The organism is Shewanella sp. ZOR0012, assembly GCF_000798835.1.
Classification (GTDB): domain Bacteria; phylum Pseudomonadota; class Gammaproteobacteria; order Enterobacterales; family Shewanellaceae; genus Shewanella; species Shewanella xiamenensis.
The window spans coordinates 1-227 of the sequence record NZ_JTLE01000073.1 but is presented as its reverse complement, the minus strand read 5'-3'; the positions used below and the strand labels follow the sequence as shown (position 1 = coordinate 227).

Genomic DNA, 227 nt, shown 5'->3' with positions numbered 1-227 from the left:
GTCGATTTAGGTGACAACAGCACCTTAGCCGTCACCATCAATGGTGTGGTTTACACCACCGCCAACGGCTTAGTGATTGATGCGCAAGGTAACTGGAGCGTCGACCTGACCGGTACTGTGCTGCCTGACGGCACTTACCCTGTCAGCGCCACCGTCACCGACGTGGCCGGCAACAGCAAAACTGTTACCCAAGATGTGGTGATTGACACCAAGATTGACCAAGACGG

At 55.1% G+C, this 227-nt stretch carries 1 protein-coding gene; it reads left to right on the top strand.

The features are described 5' to 3' along the window. A partial coding sequence (locus L976_RS01630) for an Ig-like domain-containing protein (protein WP_047533567.1) occupies positions 1–227 on the top strand: 227 nt, incomplete at both ends.